Here is a 20,533-nt window from a genome sequence, read left to right on the forward strand (position 1 = left end):
GAAACCTATGTTGTTAGTTTGACAAGGTGCATCATTAAGTACAACGACTCATCAACCTTTACATCATACGAATACTTATCTTTTAGTATTTTATTAATTTCCAGCAAACACTGAGATTCTTTCTCATATTGCTGATTAAGTAGCATCAACGTGTCTTTGTTTCTCTGATTGCATTCCTGTTTTGGAACTTCATTTAAGACACGATGTGCAAACCATCGACAATGCGTCATAAACCTTTGATACGAATAGCCTTCTTTATCCAGATTGATATAGTGTGTGTCGACGATATCATTAATGAGACTTACAATTTCTGTAATAGCGTAAATCTCCATCATTCGTGTGTTCGTTTCTGCATTGACAATATGTAAGGCAACAAAATTAGCCTCATCCTTGTCTATCTTTACATCCAACGTATCCGAAATCATCTTCACAACTTCTGTGGCAATGTCGTACTCTACAGGATAGAGTTGTTTGATATTCCACAATAACGAGTTATCAAACACGATTCCCATTTGAATACGCTCTGCTAAGTTCGCGATATGATCGGTTAATGTTGTATAGATGCTGTCGTTAAGTGGTTCTGATATTTTTGATTTTATAAACATGATGACATCGTCAGCAAGACTGATATAATCTGTCGGCATATCTTTTACCAATTCTTGAAATCTAAATTGTTCTTCTCCATCCAATTCAAACCGCTTTTCAATTCGATCCATAATAACTGCATCACCTTTGGATAATTGAAAACCAATGCCTCTTCCCAGGAGAACAACCTCCTTGCCATTATAATCAGAAGCAAGAATGACATTATTATTGTAGATTCTTTTTATAATCATTATGATTACTCCTTATTCAATCGTAACTTGGAATATTTCATCTCCACATTTGACGATTTCTGTTTCCCCAACCCAATCTAGCTTATAGTTGGTACAAATAATTGGTGTTACCGTATCACACCCAGCAGATTGAATTAAATCAAGATTAACATTTATTAACTGGGTCCCCACACTTACATGCTCACCAACTTCAACGAACACTTTAAATGGTTTTCCTTCTAAGGTTACCGTATCAATTCCAATATGAATCAGCACCTCAACTCCCTTCTCACTTCGAATTCCAATTGCATGATGAGTTTCGAATAGCATAATAACCTCACCTGCAATCGGAGCTACTACTTTACCGCTACTTGGAATAATCGCAATTCCATCTCCCAGCATCTTCTGAGCAAACATCGGATCACTTACATCTTCTAAGCGAACACGTTCCCCATCCAATGGACTGTATATCATCTCTTTCATTCGATTCCTCCTAATACAAAAAGAGCAAGCAAAACTGTCGTAGGTATTCCTTCCTACAAACAGGTTTTGCTTGCTCTTAGCAGTAACAACCCTATTTCATTTACAATATAGCAAAGTATGAAAGCGTTGTCAAATAATTATTATTGGCTTGTTATTCGTAATCCATATTGTCATTTTACAAATCATTTGAAGAATACCATACATGTACTTCCCCAACTACTTGACGAAGGATATTTTTTTAATGTTTAGCGATTTGTAGCCAAAACAAAAAGACTAAAGATGTTTTTTAAGTTAGTAGTTGAACTTGTTTCATTAGAAAATTCTGGCCTAAAGATTCAATTCTTTTGTTACTAGTAGTTATTGATGCTTTGATTACTTTCAAAGTAAAAGAGAACCTTCTCAAAATGAATGACTCGACTTAAATCTAATCAGTTAACGTGACCCTCATAAAAAGAAGATAACATTTTCAAACGTGTTAATTTCAATAAACTAAAATAATTTTCGGTGTTAAGAATTCTTCTAATTAAGTCCTCTCAGCTCTTGGCGCAATTCAAATGCATAGTTGTCAGTTAAACCCGATACAAAGTCAATAACGCATAATACCCGTAAGTATAGTTTATAATTTTCATCTTTATCTTTTGATTCTATTGAATACAAGCTCAGGTATTCTTCAGGAATCAATGCGCATATTTTCATATTATAATAACTGTTTCTAATCTTTTTAGTTACATATTTTTGGTCGGACTCATCGAAGACTTCAACTTTAATGTTCGCATCATATGCAATCATTGCTGATACAAAAATATCCATTAAATCAGAAAGGCATGCTTTTGATGCAATTTCTGTTTTCAAAATTTGATCATTATCAAAAATAATGCGACTGGCAATATTCCGAGCAAAATCAAAGAATTTACGTTCAAAGCACTCTTTCGATAATTCATATTTTTCAGTTTCAATCCCATTGTAAAGTTTATTTACATCATAATTAAGCTGAGTAGCAACACTAAGCATTAATCGTACCTGAACCTCTTGTAGCCAAATACGAAGGCTGTTGATTATATTACTTTCAATTAATTTTCCATCGATTTTGAGTAATTCATCAAACCGATCAACAATAGAACTATAATGTATATTTGCGTCGTCTTCATCATTCTCTTTAATTCGAATTAATTCGACCTCAATATCATTTAATGTTATAACTCCCCGTTTAAACGCATCTTCGATATCAGCTATACAATAAGCAATATCATCTGCTGCCTCCAAAATATATGTTACTAGGTGGCGTGGTTTTAGTGCTTCAGTTGAATCAGTAATTTCATCAATTAATTCTTTTTCTGCAAAGTAGTATCCGAATTTTTTCTTTTTGTTATCAACGGCATATTTTGAATCAAATGGATATTTAAGCATTGAATATACTAGTGGATAGGATAAATTCATTCCCTGAACCCCTTCTTTTAGATATTCTTTTAAAACAATCCTAATTCCTTGTACATTTCCATCAAATTTCAGAAAATCATTATATAACTCGTAGTTTACATTGGATTTATTGATGAACTCTTTTAAATAGCGTTTATTTCCGAATTCATCTGTGAATAGACCCAGACTATTATTTTCTATGAACCAATCCCGAATACATGATTCGCCGAAATGTCCAAATGATGGATTTCCAATATCATGGATTAAACCAACATTTTTACACAGACCAACAAGTATTTCTCCATCAGATTCTTCAAATGTTTTTAATCCATTGGAACTATTGTTATCATTCCATGTCTTATTCCTTTTGTTATAGATTAGTACATACCGCGCAATTTGTTCCGCAATATTTGATACTTCAAGCGAATGAGTTAATCGCGTTCTCACAAAATCTCCACGATTTAACGGAAATACTTGAGTTTTATCTTGCATTCTTCGAAACGATGGACTTGTAATGATTGTATTATAGTCAATTTGATTGTCATTTAGTACATTATTGTTTTGACCCGCTACTCTATCATAAATACTTGGTTTTGCTTTCCGTTGCATTTTGAAATATTTGTTCATTATGTTCTCCTTTTTGAATTTTCAGATATCTCACTCATTGCAGTTTTCTAACGAAAAAATCTGCTTTCATTATAATAGTATTGTACACAATATTTTACATACTGGACATCTGTATTTGTATTGATGTAGTAAATTCATTTTGAAATTACTAATTCAACTGGAAATTTCGCCTGAAAATTAATATTTCTTTAATCATCATGACTTTCTCTTCTCATTAAGTCTAAAAGTAAATTATGTAAATAATTAGACCTTTTATCAAATTGTTTTCATAAATATTATGTAATAAATTTCGAACTATCAGATACAAGAAAACGGAGTCGATAAAAAGACGATGGATTTCATCGCCTCTAATATTATTTTGAGCATTTACTCATTAGTAACCGGTATCCGTGCTCATTTAAGTGTAGACCATCTGAGAAATACGATTCCTTGGGTTCTAGACCTGTTCGCAAGTGTTTGTTCAAATCAAGATAGTCTATTTGTAAATGTTTTGCTAGTGCTTTCAATTCTACATTGCATACGTCAATGATTGCATTGGTGCGAATACCACCACCGGTTGTCATGAAAGATTGTTTTGATTCGATACAAGGTAATATTGAAATCAGCGTGATTGAGATATCTGGAATATTTGCTTGAATCATCATAATCAGATCACCAATGTTGAGCACGATGTCTCGAGGGCTCTCCATAACGGTATCACCCAAATCATTGGTTCCAAGATGAATTATAACGTGCTGGGGATTAAACTGCAATACGAGCTCATCAACCAGGTTGCATAGTGGCTTTGAACACATTCCACCAATGCCATTATTTATCCAGTCTGCGGGTAACAACGAGCTTGGTATCTGTTCAACCAATGAATCACCAACTAGCACGGTGCCACCTTGAGAATTCGGTTGCTTTTTAATAATACGAATGATTTTTTCAAGTAGTTCCTGCCGCCATTGAAAGTATTTAAAATTGAACTCCATGTTTTCTTTCATGACTCTTTCTCTACATATGCAAGGGTACCTTGTAATAATTTTGATTTAAACTTGTAGTCTCGAGCCAAAAAATGTGCGTATAAAATATCAATAATTACGAGAACTGGAAATTGTGGTGAAATGACATTCCCAACTTCTAAGTTTTCAATAGATGCGCAGATTAACACTTCTTTGCAGTATGCTTTGAGAACATCTGAATTGTTGGCAGTAATCATGACGGTATAAGCCCCGACTTCATGTGCTTTCCTAAGATATTTTCTCATATTCATGCCACTTACAGAGATACAAATTAACACAGTTTCAGAATCCATGAGAATTGAACTCATTTTCATAATATGATCGTCTGTAACTGCCTCTACATACATCCCCAAACGCATAAAGCGGATTTTAAATTCTTGCGCTGCCATGCCAGAACTCCCAGCGCCATAAATGTAGACACGTTTGGCTTGGCTTAATGCTTTCGAAAGATTGGTAATTTGTTTCTCGTTGATCAGGGCATTGGTTTTATCAAGTAGTTCTTTGTATGTTATCAATACATTTTGTGTCAACTCAGTGAAACGTTCCGCATTGCGATTGAGCGTTTTTTCATAAAAGAATATGAATTCACGATAGCCACTGAATCCCGCCTTTTTTGCAAATCGAGAGAGCGTTGCTTCTGAAACATAGAGTTTCTTTGCAATTGATTTCGCACTGAAATCACGCACTTCGGTATTGCTCATAAAGAAATCGGCAACTTTTCGCTCAAGTCCTGAGAAATTAGTGTACTCTGATTCCAGTCTTGGTGCTATTGTTGGTTGAAACTTTGGCATATTATCACCTCTCTAGTTCATTATATATCAAGAAGAAATCTAACTTCAAACATACGATGCCATGGCATAAATGTTTGAAGTGATTTGATTGGATATACTGTACTTAAATTCATGAGTGTATAGTAGTTCATAATTCTTTGTGTGATTACATCAGTTACATACGATTCTTTGTTTTTAAAATTGTAATACGATAATCTAGCAATCGGTAAGTCTTCTCGAATAACCTCTTGGCGAACAAGTGCTTGGTAAATATAATCTTCAAGAATGCGGTAAACAAGATGATAGGATCTTTCGTGTTGTCTACTCTGTAAATTATAGATTGCCATACTTAAAACCGTACCCAATGCGTTACAGTTTGTATTCCATCCAGCGTAAGCGTGAAGCCTATTCAACAAATGAAAGGAATCAAGATATTTAATGAGTTGAATGTCTGCCCCATTAGCATAAGCACTGTCGCAAATGGCTACTTTATAACCTTGTTCAATATATCGGGCAATCTCTTTCACAAAATAGAGCAAATTTCGATGACTTGTATAGGTGATGTCACGTTCATTTTGTTGAGATGCTTCCTGCATTATCTCACCTGGGGTATTGATTGCTAGAATATAATCTGCTTCTTGGGGAGTAGATACAAGGTAGGATCGTGTCACATCTAAATGGTATTTTAGACTCTCAGCAAAGGGTCTATCTTCGTATAATGGTGTTATAAGTGGGCCTTTTGTCGAAGCATAAAATGCATAGACTTTTGTATACGATGCATTGATTTCATTGAGACAACGAGCAATCAGTGACAGGCCAACTTCATCAGCTCCAGGATAAATGTTTACACGTGTCTCCAAATGATGTTTCGATAAATAGGCGACAACTTCTTTCTGGGCAAGTGCAGTATAACCAAACGGAGCCGAGTCATCTTGTGGAATGACAAGAAAGTCAAGGACACCCTCTTTTACCAGTTCAGCTATTTTAATATTATAGTGCAAATTAAATGCACGTCTTGTTTCATAATCTGACAACACATCAGTTGGAATTTCTATTGATTTTAGTTCTTTGAGCTGTTCATCTGCGAGTCCAAATCGTTCGAGTTCATCAAGTAAATACTTTCGCCGAAAAATTGCATAGCCATAATCTGCATAATAGTTCGGCTCTTCTTCACTTGAATTGTAACTGGGACATCGCATAATGCATTGCGAAACATACAGTTTTATTGCGGGGTTTGCATCGCGTAATTTTCTTAAATTTTCGACGTACTGGTCAACGGTTTCCTTTGACAATGTGTGGATACGTGATGGAATTAGACCCCCAAAAAGAAGCATATCCATGCTCAGTACTGCTGCATCAACATCTTTAATCGTATCAAATATAAAAGACCATAATGCATCGACTGGTGCAGATTTTTTCTTTTCACCCAACAAGGATTTTTCGGGACGTATCAAGTCAATACTTTGATTCCCTTCAGCAACAAACGCTGGATAATCGTAATTACATGGCCTCTCATCGAGAGGGATATAGAGTAGTTTCATTACTTACCTCCTTAAACAACAAGAGCCGTTATGGCTCCTGTTTAATCAATGGCTTTAATTGCATCGAGTATCGTCGAACATGACATTGCTTTAGGGTGTGTTTTCCCACCAACAATAAATGCTTTATCAGCTATGTCGAAAAGCGAGAAGTCATTTTCCGAATCGCCAATGGCGACAATAGTCGCATCTGGAAACAGTTCATGAATTGCCTTCCCTTTTGAAACAGAAGGATTCATAACTTCTAAAGATGTATTTGATGTTTTAACTGCTAACAATTCTTTGAATTGTGTATCAACAATACTCTGAGCAGTTTCAATTTCCTGTGGTGAACCAATGAGGAGAAATAGCACTACCGGTTGATAGGTTATAACAGTTTCAAAGTCGTCCAAAATAATACTTGAATCGTAGAACTCTTTAGGGAATAGTGGATCGCGGTCGTTATGCCAATAACGATTGCTAATCGTGTTCATCTCAATTCGTATTTGCATCGCTTTAATATGGCGATAGAAATTCAGTGCGCTCTTTTTTTCGATTAGGGTTGCTTGCATTGCATTTTCTTCGTTTATAACTGCACCATTCTGTGAAATACGAATATCGATTGGCAATGAATAACGATCACAAATATGAAGAATATCATGATCCAATCGTCCTGTGTTTATTACAAGTGTATATCCAAAATCATGGATTGATTGCAGGCATTCAAGTGTTTTTTCACCACCAATTATTTCATTCTTAGCATTAATTAGTGTTCCATCCAAGTCAAATGTTAAAACCTTACGATGCATCTTTAACGTTACTTTCTTTATTCATGATCATCACAAATGGCATGTAAATGACAACGGAAACAATGAGAATCAAGAATGCGGTAGCTGCGGCACCAATGTCACCACCTGTTGTGAGATATGCCCCTAGGATTGGTGGGGTTGTCCATGGAATTAGAATATAACTATGGCCCATGAAGCCTACTGATGTCGCAAGAACACCAATTCCTAGACCCGCGAGTGTAACGAGAATCATTGGGATAATTAAAATTGGGTTCATAACAACTGGAAGTCCAAACATGATTGGTTCTGATATGTTAAATAATGATGGAACCGCACCTAGTTTTGCAATACTCTTGTAATCCTGGCGTCGCGATACAATAAAGATGGCAATAATGAGCGCTAACATGTTTCCTGCGCCACCCATAAATGCAACAGAATCTAGGAATGGTTTAGTGATAATCTGATTCATTGCAGTACCTGCGGCATGGGCTGCCTCATTTGCTGTTAAGCTTGAAAGATAAATTGGTTCAAGAATGGGATTAAAGATAAATGCAGTATGAATTCCCAAACCCCAAAGCAACATATAAAGGACATAAATTATAATTAATCCAATTGGTGAACTAACTATGCGTGTAAATGGTGCTTGAATGAGATTAAAGAACAGATCATTGAGTGGTGATCCAAACTCGTTGGTAATCAAGCGAACACATCCAAATATCAGTACAGTAAAGAGTACTGGAATGAGTTTGTTGAATGAACGCGCAATGTTTGATGGAACTGTATCTGGCATTCTGATAATCAAGGGTTTAAATTTTGAAAAGAATCGTACCAACTCTACAGTTACAATTGCTGTAACAAATGCTAAGAACAGAGCAGCAGAGCCTGTATAGAATGTATTAATGTACTCGATTCCCATATCTGGATTAAAAACAAAGGGTGTCACTATCATTAATGAAACAACTGCAATTGTTGGTAGGATTGAGGTATCTTCATTATACGTTTCACTTAATGCTTTTGCGGTAGTGAATGTCAATAGAATCGCCATAATTGACATTACCGCAGGTACAATTGCAGCACCCAGTTCCGTTAACTTCGAAAATTCTTGACCAAATAATTTATTTGTAAATCCATTGGGTCCAATAAATACATTGTTGATAAGTACAAAGAATGAACCCACAATCATGATTGGTAAAATTGCTATAAATCCATCACGGATTGCAGAAAGATATCGATTCGCTGCTAATTTGTCCGCAAATGGGAGTAAGATATTTTCTAATTTCTTAAACATGTGTTTCTCCTTTTATTTTAGTGCTTGAGCAAAGCGTTTGGTTATGACTTGAGGTCGCGTTATAATCGACCCAACGACGACACTGTGACAGCCTAATTCTAGAACGCGACGTGCCTTTTCAGGTGTATCGATATTCCCCTCCGCAATTACAGGTGAATTAACTTTTGATAGTATTTGACGTATGATCTCAAAGTCATTTGATTCAATTTTGCTCAACGTGCTTTGTTGCGTATAACCCACCAATGTTGTACCAATGTAATCAAAACCAATCTGGTCTGCAATCATTGCTTCTTCAACAGTAGAACAATCAGCCATGAGCAGACACTCTGGATATCGTTTTCGAATCGCCGCTACAAACGATTCCAGTGATTCACCCGATGGTCGCACTGATGATGTTGCATCCATTGCTATTACATCTGCTTTACTGTCCATAAGTGCATCAACTTCACTCATCGTTGCTGTGATATACACATTTGAATCTGGATAATCCCTTTTTATAATTCCGATGATTGGTAAGCCCGTCACATTCGCAATCTCATTAATATCATCAACGGAATTTGCGCGTATCCCCTTTGCACCGCCTTGAAGTGCAGCCAGTGCCATCCGTCCCATAATGAATGGCGAGTGAAGGGGTTCATCATTCAGTGCTTGACATGAAACTATTAAACCTTTTGGTAATCGTCTTGGCATATTTCCCTCCTTGTAGCGCCATTATATGTATGTAGAGAAAGTAAAATCAATATTATAGACGATCATTGATTTTACTTTCAAAAAAATATACTTTTTTATCATATGTATGCCTAAAACCAACCTTTATTGTGAAAGCACTTTCATCGTTCGTTACCTTATTACTCATAAAAACACTGAGTCGGATCACGAATGATCTGTCCCAGTGTTTTTATCAATAATCAAACATTTAGACATCTATAAATATATGTATATATATGTCTAATCTAAATTTTCCCCATTAGATGCAATAACTTGCTTATACCAATCAAAGGATTTCTTCTTACTACGTGCATAGGTTCCATTTCCTTGATCATCACGATCAACATAAATGAATCCATAGCGTTTTGACATTTCACCTGTGCTTGCGCTAACAAGGTCTATGCATCCCCACGTTGTATAGCCAAGGAGTTCAACACCATCAAGATTAATAGCATCATCCATTGCTTTCACATGTTCACGCAGGTAATCAATGCGATAATCATCATTGATAGATCCATCAGGTTCAACTGTATCCTTGGCTCCAAGTCCATTTTCAACAATAAACAATGGTTTTTGATAACGGTCATAAAGTTCGTTCAATGTAATACGTAAGCCTAGTGGATCAATTTGCCAACCCCATTCTGAAGCTTTTAGGTATGGGTTCTTAATTGAACTGAATACGTTTCCGGCAGTTTCGTTCTCTCCATCTTCTTTTCCTGCAGCGACACGGGATGAATAGTATGAGAAAGATACAAAGTCGACAGTATTCTCTTTAAGTAACTCTGTATCACCCGCTTCCATGACAATTTCAATACCATCCCGTTTAAATTGTTGCAGTGCGTAGCGTGGGTATGCTCCTCGTGATTGAACATCAATAAAGAAGTAATTCATGCGAGCCATTTCATGAGCGGCCCAGACATCTTCTGGTTTCGCAGTCAGTGGATAAGTTGCCCCACCCGCTAACATACATCCAACCATAATTTCTGGGTCAACTTCATGCGCAATTTTTGTGGCTAATGCGGATGCCACAAGTTCGTGGTGGATTGCTTGATATTTTGCTTGTTGAGGATCAACACCATCTTCAATAAGTAATCCTGCACCCATAAATGGTGCGTGAAGAATAATATTAATCTCGTTAAATGTTAGCCAATACTTTACAAGTCCCTTATAGCGATTGAATAAGACACGTACCAAACGTTCGTAGAAAGTCACGAGTTTTCGGTTTGACCAACCACCATATTCTGTAATCAAATGCATTGGGCAATCAAAATGCGTAATTGTTACAAGTGGTTCAATCCCGTATTTTTGACATTCCTTGAATAAGTCTTCGTAGAACTGTAGTCCTTTTTCATTTGGTTCTTCTTCGTCCCCTTTAGGGAAGATGCGTGACCACGCAATCGAAAGACGGTAGGTTTTGAATCCCATTTCCGCAAACATTGCAATATCTTCACGGAAGTGTTCATACATACGGATTCCTTCTTGTGCAGGATAATAGTAACCTGCTTCGAAATCGGTCATCTTCTTGACACCCAGCGCAACTTTCCAACGGTCTTCGCCGTGGGGAATTACATCGACGTTTGCGAGTCCGCGTCCGTCAACATTGTATGCACCTTCACATTGGTTGGCTGCTGTTGCGCCACCCCATAAAAAATTCTTTGGAAATGCCATCTGATCCTCCTTACAATAGCGTTGCTATCGACTTTTGTTTCTACACTTATTATATCATTTGGATATGAAACAAAATTCTCTTATCCGGCACGATTTATTCATATATAAGAAATTATGTTTCATTGCATGGTGTATTATTGATTTGAATACAGAAGTCTATCGACTAAGGCTTCTGGGACACTATCATAACGAACAAACGCTTGTGAATAGAGTCCGCTTCCCTGTGTTAGTGAGCGCAAATCACTCAGATAACTGGTGACTTCTACCTTCGGTACTTCTACGTGAATGCGTTGATGATTGTTTGTTAAGGGTTCCATGTTCAAAATTATTCCCCTTCGCTTGTTTAAGTCACCAATCACTGCTCCTGTGTAAACATCCGCGACATCCACATCTAAAGCAACAATGGGTTCCATCAATACAGGATTTGCACGTGGCATAGCATCCAAGTAGGCAAGACGTGCGGCTTGCTTAAAGGCAATGTCTTTCGAGTCGACATCGTGATACTTTCCATCTGTGAGGACTGCTTTAACACCCATCACTTTGTATCCAGCCAAAACTCCTTGCTGCATGGCTTCGCGAATTCCTTGTTCAACAGCTGCAAAATACTGTTTGGGTACACTGCCACCAACGATACGGGTCTCAAAGATGATTTCATCGCCCGCATGCGGTTCGAATTCAATAAATACATGCCCAAACTGTCCAGACCCACCTGATTGCTTTTTATGGCGTCCTTCACCCATGACTTTTGTTTGAATGGTCTCGCGGAATCCAACCTTTGGTACTGTTGTGCTAACCGCCACACGGTAGCGATCTTTGAGTTTCGAAACCATTGCCTCCAAATGTTGATTTCCCATACCAAATAAAACAAGTTCGGATGTATCAGGGTCTTTGAATACACGCGCTCCAACATCTTCTTCAACTACTTTAGCAATCGCAGCACTGACGCGATCTTCATCCTGTTTGGTTAGTGGCCAAATGGCCATTCCAAATAAAGGTTTGGGTAATACTGGTTTTTGATGAATGATTGGGTATTGTTTGGTTGATAAAGTATCGAATGTTTTGGTGTATTGGAGTTTGGTAACAGCCCCAATATCGCCGGCAAACAATTTACCAATACCTATTTGATGTTTTCCGTTGATACTAAAGAGCCCTGTCACGCGTTCAGATTCATCGCGGTTGGCATTGTAGACTTCTGAGTCAACATTGAGCACACCACTAAGCACTTTTAAATAGCTGATTCGTCCCACAAAAGGATCAACGATTGTTTTAAAGACTTGAGCACTCAAGTGTTCGTCTTCATGCGTTCGCAAAATCACAGGATTTCCTTTGGGATCTTCGGCTACAATTTCGCCTTTTTCAAAATAACTAGGAAAGTACTCGGTAATAAGGTCCAGCAAGCGACGCATGCCGATCCCTTGATTTGCACTTCCACAATAGACAGGGCAAATTTCACCCGAACGCACACCCAAACAAACCCCTCTGATAATTTGTTCATCATTCAATGTGCCATTCGTAAAGTAGTCTTCCATGAGTGCATCATCCGTCATCGCAACGGCTTCACAAATTTCTTTCCAATGTTTCCCAACCTGTTCTACATATTCCTTGGGAACATCGTGCGGATGTGTCGGTGCATCATAGTACCACACTTTTCGACTCAAAAGATTAATACTACCAATCACTTTTCCTTCCTCACGAATCGGCATTTCAAATGCAATTACACGTTTCCCAAAATTGTCACGCAAATCATCATAGACGCGATGAAAGCTCACATTGGGATCATCCATTTTATTAACGAAAAAAATACACGGTTTTAAGGATTCGGATGCCCACCGGAAGGCTAAGCGTGTGCCTTCATCAACGACTTCTTTGGCATCAACAACAATTAATACATTGTCTCCAGCAATGAAACTTGATTGTGTTTCTGATACGAAATCAGCGTATCCTGGAGTATCAATGCAATTTATCTTATGATCACGCCACTCAATTGGAACCAACTTAGTCGATAAGGTTTGTCCACGTTGAATTTCGAGTGGTTCATAATCGAGAACTGACTGACCACTTTCAGCACTGACAATGCGATCGATCTGTTTTGCTTCAAACAACATCGCCTGAATGACACTGCTTTTTCCACTGCCATTATGGCCCAAGACAACAAGATTACGTACCGCTTCACTTCGATAGTCTTTCATCAGTGCCTCCTATTTTAAATGTTTCTTGAGTGACTCAAAGCTTGCTTGGCGAATATAATGAATGGCCATGTTTCCTTCGCGATCTTTAAGTGTCTTATCTGCACCATTTTCCAATAATATTACAATCAATTGCTCATATCCCGAATAGCACGCACGCATAAGTGCAGTACATCCGTTATGATCTTGGGCATTTACATCGGCGCCATTTCGTAAAAGAATCTTAACAATATCCGAATTATATGCGGTTGTTGCATCCATGAGCGCACTGCGTCCTAAAGCATCGACAGCATTAACCGCTGCACCCGCATCCAACAATTGATTGACCACATCAAGATGTCCCAGAAAGGCTGCACGCATTAAAGCCGTACGCCCACGATCATCTTGATTGGTCGGTGATGCACCACGTTGCAATAACAACTTAACAATATCACTGTGCCCTTTCTTTGCTGCACCCATTAATGCATCTTTACCATGAACATCAACGCGCGTAGCATCTGCACCTTGTTCCAAAAGAAAACGAACGATATCAACATACCCACGCTTCGCGCTTCGCATTAATGCCGTTCGTTTCTCACCATTCATTGTATTTATATCTGCACCTTCACGATGTGCCTCATCGACACCATAAAGATTATCTTGTACTGCCTCATCAAATAACTTCTTATCCGTTTGTTCCATATGAACCTCCTTGTAAACGAAAACAGTTATCAGTCTTTAATCACCAATGTGACCTCACTTGAAAAGTCACTTCTTTAGTTCTATTGTAACCGATTGCAGTAAGGGTGCAAGGAAATATTAGATATTTCAAGATACTTTCAATTTCAAACGCGAATCTTTGCGTTATCGACGTCGAATTGTATACCGAATCCATCGTTTAAAATGATGGTCCTTATCGTAAACTGTATTCGTTTCACCAGTGTTAATCGCATTGGGTAAGGTTTGCGGTTCGATTGCAATGCCTGCATAATCTCGGAGCATGCGACCATTCGAGAGTGTTTGTTCTGCATCACCCAAATGATTCCCTAAATATATAATCGCATAAGGTGCATCCGATTCGACTATGAGCGTAATACCATATTTTAATTCGGACAGTACGACTTTCCCTTCTATTAAGTGATACGGGTGGTCAATATTTTTGGTAATTTCGAATTGCGGGTGTTTTTGGTTTAAAACCATGCCAAGCGATTTAGCATGATTGAAGTCAAAGATATCCGCGCTTATATCATGTTTTCTTACAGGGATACTGTGTTCATCCACAAAATAAAGGCAGTCTGAAGCGATTTTAAGATGGTGTTCACGAATTGTACTATCCCCATTCAGATTAAAGTAAGTATGTTGGGTCAAATTAAGGTGGACTGGTTTTTGTGGTATTGCCTCCATATTTATAAGGAGACCCCTCTCATCCAAAAGATATGTGATGACATACTGGGTACCGTCATTATCAGTCGTCGTTGCAACAACACACTCATTAACGCGCGTAAGCTCAAAGTAATGATGATGCAAACCATTGACTCCAGCATGAAGGCTATTGGTTCCATCATTAAGTTCATGATAGACCACTTTCCCATTAATCGCATATGTCCCATTAGCAATACGACCTGCAAACGGGCCAATCATGGCATTCAAATAAAAGGGATCGGTGCGATACGATTCAATCTGTGAATACTCCAAAACAAGGTTCCGCCGAATCTTATCTTCGGTTACGATGCTCAATTCAAGAATACGTGCACCGTAGTTTAAGATTTCAAAGCGAAAGCGCTCATTCTCGAGGGTCATGGTTTTAAGCTGTTTTGTCATAAATGTCTCCTTATTAATGTTATAATTGCACTATACGTTATAGGTAAAGGCGGTTAGGCTATGTATTTTGATAAATATGGATTACGTGATAAAAATGAGCGCATTGTCTTAGAATCATTGATGGCGAACCAACCCCTCTCAAGGGTTGACTTATCCAAAATTACGCATTTAAACAAAGCAACAATTACGAATATTATCAATACTTTTATTGATCGTAAACTCATTAATGAAATTGGATTTGGGGTAAGTCACACAACGGGTGGTCGACGCCCAATTTTATTAGAAATGAACCGCAATGCGGGTACAGCTATTTCTATTGATGTGGGTAATGATTATATGCGTGCAATTATGACCGATCTTAACGGAACCGTTCTAGCCCATTATGAAACGGCAACGCAAAGTATTGATGCATCAAATATTTATACGTTGGTGGATGAAATTGTGAATGCCTTTACTGCCGAAGCAAGTAAAACTATTTATGGCATTGTTGCTATGGTCTTAGCGATTCATGGTGTTGTCTTCGAAAACCACATTACGGTTGCCCCCAATTATAATCTAATCGGTCTAAACCTGCATGAAACATTAAGCAAGAAATATACATTTCCAGTTCTATTGGAAAACGAAGCAAACTTAGCAGCATTGGGTCACATTTCTGGTTCGCACGAAGTATCGAATGCCGTCTTATTGAGCATTCATACTGGAATTGGCGCAGGGATCATTATTGATCGTAACCTATACACTGGTCTCAATGGTGCTGCCGGTGAAGTCGGACATCTTACGCTTTATCCCTCTGGGAAACCATGCCGTTGTGGTCGACAGGGATGCTTGGAACAATATTGTTCCTCAAAAGTAATTTACGATGCATTTCATGAACTATATCCGCAAAAAACCATGACACACAACTTGCTCGTTGATGCCTATGAAACAAACCCTGATTTCGCAATGATAACCAATCAAGCGATGCGAGACCTCGCAACTGGATTAAACACAATTATTGCCAGCTTTAACCCCGAAATCATCTACATTGTCAGTGATGTTATCACAGCAATTCCCAGTCTTCTAACTTTACTTTCGGATACTCTACAAAATGACTATAATTATTCTGTACCCTTAATGATATCGGATATTGCACCAGGTGCGACCCTCTTTGGTGGCGCAAGTCTTGGTATTGCAGAATTCCTAGGAACAGAACGGTTTACATTGATGCGCCATGAAGTAAAGAACAACAATTAACTTGTTGTTCTTTTTTTGAGCAATTGGGCACTGATATCACGTTGTGATGCATAAACCTGACAATAGATATTGTAATAATCACGATAGACAGCAACAGCAACAGGTCGTGGCTTAATCGTTTCAGATATCCTGACACATGTTTTAATGCACGCATCAACCGATTCAAACCAATCTGCACCCAATGCGGCTAACATAGCAGCACCCAAAGCAGGACCTTCCTCGACTTCCAACGTAGCGACAGGAAGATTAAATACATCTGCTTGAATCTGCAACCATTCTTTATTTTTCGCACCACCACCCACGGATATAATGCGTTTAAAATCTGTCTTCTTATGTTTTTTCATGATGTCATACGCATTCTTTAGAGAATAGGTAATGCCTTCCAGTACACTGCGCACAAAGTGTACACGGGTGTGCATCGCATCCAGTCCAACAAAGGATCCACGAATCGATGCATCGAAGAAAGGTGTCCGCTCTCCCATAATATAAGGTGTAAACAACAGACCATCAGAACCCGGTTGAATCTGCGGTATTTCAGCGAGGAATGACTCATAATCAGCGTCTGGTGCAAGGATTGATTTAATCCAACTCAACGATGCCCCCGCTGATAAAGTGACACCCATTGAATAATATGCAGGAATGCAATGATTAAAGAAATGCAAGGCACCATCGTAATTCACGATGCTGTCTTCAGTTGCAAGAAACACCCCTGATGTACCAATACTGAGCATGGCATCTTCAGAATCCACAATTCCCGATCCTAGAGCAGCACATGCGTTATCGGCGCCGCCTGCATAAATAGCGACATCGTGCGTGAAACCAAAGTAGTCTCTTAAATCAGCATGCATCATGCTTACAGTATCGGTACTCTTGCATAATTCTGGAAGCGCAGCCATTGGAATAGAAAATGTAGCACAAATCGGTTCACTCCATTGCTCCTTTTCAACATCCAATAATAGTGTTCCGGCAGCATCTGAATAATCCATATGCTTGGTTCCGGTAATTCGGAAACGTAAGTAATCCTTAGGAAGTAAAATACTAGAAATAAGACGATAAGTTTCTGGTTCATTTTTTTGAACCCAGAGTAGTTTGGGAAGTGTGAATCCTTCTAATGAGCGATTCAAGGTTATATCCATTAACGTTTCATAATAATGTTCATTGATCCAATCACTTTCCAGTGACGTTCGAACATCATTCCATAAAATTGCCGGTCGCAACACACGGTCCTTATCATCTAAGATAACCAAGGTGTGCATTTGACCTGAGAAGCTGATGCCAGCACAGTGTGAGACAAGGTCTGGGAAATCCAGAATTAGTGCATCCATTACCTTAAGAAACGCCTGATACCAGTCTTCAGGATTTTGTTCGCTGTAACCAACGTGAGGGTTATGGACAGGGTAGCTTTGTGACGCAGATGTGATGACCTCGCCTGTCCGTTTCATAACAAGTCCTTTAAGGGATCCCGTCCCCAAATCAATTCCAATGACGTAGTTCATACACGCTCCTAATTTGTTTCTGTCTTTGACTTATTGTAGATATCAAATGCGACAACAAGTAGGAGTACAATTCCTTTAATCGCTTGTTGCCAATCGACACCCACACCAAGAAGTGACATACCATTGTTGAGTAATCCCATAACAAGACCCCCAATTATTGCCCCCGTAATGGTACCGACCCCACCATAAGCTGAAGCACCACCAATATAACATGAGGCAATCGCATCCAATTCAAATCCTTGACCCGCATTTGCCGTTGCAGCATTCAAACGTGCTGCAAATACCAATCCAGACACCGCTGCAAGAATCCCCATATTTACAAACATCGCGAATGTTGTGAATCGTGTATTAACCCCTGAAAGTTTCGAAGCTTTTTCATTACCCCCAATTGCATAAATTTGCCGCCCTACGACCGTCTTCGTTGTGATGAAATTATATATAAAGATCAAGACAGCAAGGATAACAAGAATATTTGGAATCCCCTCATACTGGGCGAGGAGAAATGTAAATCCAATTAAGACAATATCTGTTGTCGCCATTTTCATAAAGAACCAAGTGCTTGATTCAACATCAATGCCATTTTTCTTACGTTTACTGCGCTTGCGTACTGCCATGAAATTCATAAATAATAACATAACAATTACAGCAACCAGTGAGAATATATGAATGCCAGACCCAGAGAGCAAATCAGGGATGAATCCTGAACTTATATATTGAAACGCTTGTGGGAAGGGTCCAATTGATTTTCCTCCTGTAACAACAATGGTCAAACCTCGGAATAAAAGCATCCCTGCCAACGTAGCAATAAATGCCGGTACTTTGACATAGGCAACCCAGAACCCCTGGAATGCACCAATCAGTGCACCCACGATAAGGCACACAAATACAGATAGCCACACATTCATGCCGTTCTCTATCATCATCTTTGAGGCGATGGCACCGACAAAGGCCATCACAGATCCTACTGAGAGATCAATATGCCCCAATATAATGAGTATCATCATCCCGATTGCTAGGATAAGAATGTAACTGTTTTGTAGAATAATATTGGTTATATTCAACGGACGCATCAGCGTGCCATCTGTTAAGATTTGGAATACAACAGCGATTACAACTAAGAAGATGTACATGCTGTATTTCTGCATGATCCCTTTAAGGCGGGACCCTAACGATATCTGTGTTTCTGAATTCATGATTTCTTCCCTTTCTTTTCCTGAGTCATCAAGGTCATTAAGTTTTCTTGTGTCGCTTCACTTCGTGATAATTCTCCTGTGATCCGACCCTCACTCAATGTATAAATACGGTGGCAAATCCCCAATATCTCCGGTAATTCTGAAGATATAACACAAATTGATTTACCTTCGGCAGCCATCTTTTGAATAATGGTGTAAATCTCATATTTCGCACCAACATCAATCCCTCGTGTCGGCTCATCCAAGAAGAGTACATCCGGTTCAGTCGTTAGCCACTTGGATAAAACTACTTTTTGTTGATTCCCTCCACTCAAATTTTCGACTTTTTGGAAAATGCTAGAAGTTCGAATGTTTAAAAGGGATTTATAGTGGACTGAGTTTGCAACTTCTGTGTCCATATCCATAACGCCGTATTGTGAGAATTTTGAAAGTGACGCCATGGATATATTGCGATTAATTGTATCCATAAGCACGAGGCCGGCAGATTTACGATCCTCTGACACGTAGGCAATCCCAGCATCGATTGCTTGCTTTGGGCGATTCAATGTCAGTGGGATGCCATCTTTGATGATTTCACCAGAAATATTGCTACCGTACGATTTGCCAAACAAACTCAGAGCCAATTCAGTTCGCCCTGCTCCCATCAGTCCCGCAATACCAACAATTTCACCGCTCCGAATATTGAATGATACATTATCAACCATCAAGCGATCCACTTGAGTTGGATGATAAACATTCCAGTGCTTTACTTCAAATGCGATATCGCCAATTTGTGGTTCAAATGTAGGATAACGATTATCCAATGAGCGTCCAACCATTGCCTTAATGATTGCTTCTTCATTGATTTCTCCCTTATCCTTCTTCAAACAAGCAACAGCCTCACCGTCCCTTATGACACTAATAGCATTGGAAACTGCCGTTACTTCATTCAATTTATGCGAGATAATAATCGATGTTAGTCCCTTTTTTTGTAATTCTTGTAAGAGTAACAAAAGATTCTCACTATCATCTTCATTCAGTGCAGATGTTGGTTCATCTAAAATTAAGAGTTTAATGTCTTTCGATAGCGCTTTGGCAATTTCAACCAGTTGTTGTTCTCCAACAGAGAGTGTCCCAACCAACCGATCTGTCTTCAGATACAATCCAACGATATTCATCAATTCCTTCGCACGCGTGTGTGTTGCATCCCAATCAACAATCCCATGTTTTTGTTTCTCATTACCTATGAAGATATTTTCAGCAATCGACAATTGTGGAATGAGCGCAAGCTCTTGATGAATGATAGCAATCCCCTTTGCTTCACTGTCTTTAATCCCACCAAAGGAACATATTTCGTCTTGAAACACAATGTCACCTTCATAGCTTCCATGAGGATAAACACCACTCAAGACTTTCATCATAGTCGATTTCCCAGCACCATTTTCACCACAAAGTGCATGGATTTCGCCTGCTTCAACAACTATATTTACATCTTTAAGAACATGGATGGGACCAAATGATTTATTGATATTTTTCATTTGTAAAATAGTATTACTCATAGTGTC

At 38.6% G+C, this 20,533-nt stretch carries 17 protein-coding genes; 1 reads left to right on the forward strand and 16 read right to left on the reverse strand.

Translation table 11 applies throughout. The annotated features are described in order from the left end of the window. Nucleotides 1-5 precede the first annotated feature (5 nt). The 13 genes from G7062_RS08230 to G7062_RS08290 form a co-directional block, all read right to left on the reverse strand. Nucleotides 6-836 carry a PRD domain-containing protein gene (locus G7062_RS08230; protein WP_166065434.1) on the reverse strand — a complete coding sequence of 277 codons (831 nt, stop codon included), beginning with the start codon at nucleotides 834-836 and terminating at the stop codon, nucleotides 6-8. Between the two features lie 12 nt (nucleotides 837-848). Then, the gene (locus tag G7062_RS08235) at nucleotides 849-1,298 is read right to left on the reverse strand and encodes a PTS glucose transporter subunit IIA (RefSeq protein ID WP_166065435.1); all 450 of its coding nucleotides are present in this window, start codon (nucleotides 1,296-1,298) and stop codon (nucleotides 849-851) included. A gap of 519 nt (nucleotides 1,299-1,817) precedes the next feature. Further along, nucleotides 1,818-3,341, reverse strand: a complete 1,524-nt coding sequence (gene dgt / locus G7062_RS08240; protein WP_166065436.1) for a dGTP triphosphohydrolase — start codon at nucleotides 3,339-3,341, stop codon at nucleotides 1,818-1,820. Between the two features lie 353 nt (nucleotides 3,342-3,694). Beyond that, on the reverse strand, nucleotides 3,695-4,324 hold the full coding sequence (locus G7062_RS08245) for an SGNH/GDSL hydrolase family protein (protein ID WP_166065437.1): 630 nt from the start codon (nucleotides 4,322-4,324) through the stop codon (nucleotides 3,695-3,697). Further along, nucleotides 4,321-5,133, reverse strand: coding sequence for a MurR/RpiR family transcriptional regulator (locus G7062_RS08250; RefSeq protein WP_166065438.1), 813 nt, complete (start codon nucleotides 5,131-5,133; stop codon nucleotides 4,321-4,323). Before G7062_RS08250 ends, G7062_RS08245 begins: the two co-directional genes overlap by 4 nt. A gap of 20 nt (nucleotides 5,134-5,153) precedes the next feature. Next, nucleotides 5,154-6,653, reverse strand: coding sequence for a DUF4127 family protein (locus G7062_RS08255; protein WP_166065439.1), 1,500 nt, complete (start codon nucleotides 6,651-6,653; stop codon nucleotides 5,154-5,156). Between the two features lie 41 nt (nucleotides 6,654-6,694). Then, nucleotides 6,695-7,438, reverse strand: a complete 744-nt coding sequence (locus tag G7062_RS08260; RefSeq protein WP_166065440.1) for an HAD-IIB family hydrolase — start codon at nucleotides 7,436-7,438, stop codon at nucleotides 6,695-6,697. Next, the gene (locus tag G7062_RS08265; RefSeq protein ID WP_166065441.1) at nucleotides 7,428-8,705 is read right to left on the reverse strand and encodes a PTS sugar transporter subunit IIC; all 1,278 of its coding nucleotides are present in this window, start codon (nucleotides 8,703-8,705) and stop codon (nucleotides 7,428-7,430) included. The genes G7062_RS08260 and G7062_RS08265 overlap by 11 nt, the downstream gene beginning before the upstream one ends. A 12-nt stretch (nucleotides 8,706-8,717) precedes the next feature. Beyond that, complete coding sequence (locus tag G7062_RS08270) at nucleotides 8,718-9,395, reverse strand: N-acetylmannosamine-6-phosphate 2-epimerase (RefSeq protein WP_166065442.1); 678 nt, start codon at nucleotides 9,393-9,395, stop codon at nucleotides 8,718-8,720. 258 nt (nucleotides 9,396-9,653) lie between these two features. Next, on the reverse strand, nucleotides 9,654-11,081 hold the full coding sequence (locus tag G7062_RS08275; protein ID WP_166065443.1) for a 6-phospho-beta-glucosidase: 1,428 nt from the start codon (nucleotides 11,079-11,081) through the stop codon (nucleotides 9,654-9,656). A gap of 134 nt (nucleotides 11,082-11,215) precedes the next feature. Continuing rightward, nucleotides 11,216-13,270 (reverse strand): translation factor GTPase family protein, encoded by a 2,055-nt coding sequence (locus G7062_RS08280; protein WP_166065444.1) that lies wholly within the window; start codon nucleotides 13,268-13,270, stop codon nucleotides 11,216-11,218. 9 nt (nucleotides 13,271-13,279) lie between these two features. Then, a complete protein-coding gene (locus G7062_RS08285) occupies nucleotides 13,280-13,948 on the reverse strand; it encodes an ankyrin repeat domain-containing protein (protein ID WP_166065445.1) in 669 nt (222 codons plus the stop codon). 162 nt (nucleotides 13,949-14,110) lie between these two features. Beyond that, entirely contained in the window at nucleotides 14,111-15,067 is a 957-nt protein-coding gene (locus G7062_RS08290) for a hypothetical protein (RefSeq protein ID WP_166065446.1), read from the reverse strand. Nucleotides 15,068-15,127: 60 nt separating this feature from the next. On the opposite strand from G7062_RS08290, the gene G7062_RS08295 reads away from it, so the two are divergent. Next, nucleotides 15,128-16,300: an ROK family protein gene (locus G7062_RS08295; RefSeq protein ID WP_166065447.1), complete on the forward strand. Its 1,173-nt coding sequence runs from the start codon at nucleotides 15,128-15,130 to the stop codon at nucleotides 16,298-16,300. Here the strand turns inward: G7062_RS08295 and xylB are convergent. The 3 genes from xylB to G7062_RS08310 are packed head-to-tail and all read right to left on the reverse strand — an operon-like array spanning nucleotide 16,297 to nucleotide 20,527. After that, entirely contained in the window at nucleotides 16,297-17,796 is a 1,500-nt protein-coding gene (gene xylB / locus G7062_RS08300; protein ID WP_166065448.1) for a xylulokinase, read from the reverse strand. The genes G7062_RS08295 and xylB overlap by 4 nt on opposite strands. A gap of 8 nt (nucleotides 17,797-17,804) precedes the next feature. After that, nucleotides 17,805-18,989, reverse strand: a complete 1,185-nt coding sequence (gene mmsB, locus G7062_RS08305) for a multiple monosaccharide ABC transporter permease (RefSeq protein ID WP_166065449.1) — start codon at nucleotides 18,987-18,989, stop codon at nucleotides 17,805-17,807. After that, nucleotides 18,986-20,527, reverse strand: a complete 1,542-nt coding sequence (locus G7062_RS08310) for a sugar ABC transporter ATP-binding protein (protein WP_166065450.1) — start codon at nucleotides 20,525-20,527, stop codon at nucleotides 18,986-18,988. Before G7062_RS08310 ends, mmsB begins: the two co-directional genes overlap by 4 nt. Nucleotides 20,528-20,533 lie beyond the last annotated feature (6 nt).

Source organism: Erysipelothrix sp. HDW6C, assembly GCF_011299615.1.
GTDB lineage: Bacteria > Bacillota_I > Bacilli_A > Erysipelotrichales > Erysipelotrichaceae > Erysipelothrix.